1 protein-coding gene and 1 pseudogene are annotated in these 956 nt (G+C 71.8%); both read left to right on the top strand.

Going from position 1 to position 956, the window contains the following annotated elements; all coding sequences use genetic code 11:
* Positions 1-614 (top strand): annotated as a pseudogene (locus tag BHU15_RS42000) (ABC transporter permease); the annotation flags it as partial.
* Between the two features lie 2 nt (positions 615-616).
* Positions 617-911, top strand: a 295-nt coding sequence (locus tag BHU15_RS41995; RefSeq protein WP_255293328.1) for an ABC transporter permease, incomplete at its 5' end; no start/stop codon positions are given.
* Positions 912-956 lie beyond the last annotated feature (45 nt).

The raw sequence follows: 956 nt of genomic DNA, 5'->3' as shown, positions 1-956 counted from the left end.
CGGCCCGCCCGGCTCGGCGCCGCCGATGTCGTACGGGTCGGCGGTTCGGGCCTGCGCTCGCGCCCCATGCGGGTGTTCCTCTCCGCGCTCGGTATCGCCATCGGTATCGCGGCGATGATCGGCGTCGTGGGCATCTCCACCTCCAGCCAGGAGGAGTTGAACCGCAAGATGGCGACGCTCGGCACGAATCTCCTCACCGTCGTCCCCGGTCAGTCCTTCGGCGGCGACCAGGCGTCACTGCCCGACGAGGCGGTAGGGATGATCTCGGCCACCGACGGAGTGGAGTCGGTCTCGGCGATCGGCCGCACCGAGGCCAACGTCTACCGGACCGATCACATCCCGAAGGAACAGACCGGCGGCATCGGCGTGTTCGCCGCCCGAATCGATCTGACGGAGACGGTACGGATCGACGTTGTCGACGGCCGCTGGCTCAACGCGGCGAACGACCGCTACCCGTCGACGGTGCTCGGCGCCAAGGCGGCCCGGCATCTCGGCGTCTTCGAGGCGGGCCCGGAGTCCCAAGTGTGGCTCGGCGACCGGTGGTTCACCGTCGTGGGGCTGCTCGCGCCGAACGAGCTGGCTCCGGAACTCGACGCCGCCGCCCTCGTCGGCTGNNGCGCAGGGCCGAGATCGGACTGCGACGGTCGTTGGGGGCGACCCGGGGGCAGATCCGTACGCAGTTCCTCTGCGAGTCCCTGCTGCTGTCCGCGCTCGGCGGGATCGGCGGTGTCCTGCTGGGCATCGGCGTCACCACCGGCTACGCGGGATATCAGGGCTGGCCCACGGTGGTGCCGCTGTGGGCGATGGGCGGCGGGGTGGCGGCGACGCTGGTGATCGGGGGAATGGCGGGCTTCTATCCCGCCGTCCGTGCCGCTCGCCTGCCACCGACGGAGGCGCTGGCCGCGTCGTAGGTCACGCGGATCCGGCGCCGACACCGGCCGGGCCGGGGCGAGTCG

Origin of the sequence: Streptomyces niveus, from assembly GCF_001723055.1 — a bacterium.
In the GTDB taxonomy this organism is placed as follows: domain Bacteria; phylum Actinomycetota; class Actinomycetes; order Streptomycetales; family Streptomycetaceae; genus Streptomyces; species Streptomyces niveus.
Note: the sequence above shows the minus strand (reverse complement) of the source record. Positions and strands in the feature narration are given on the sequence as shown.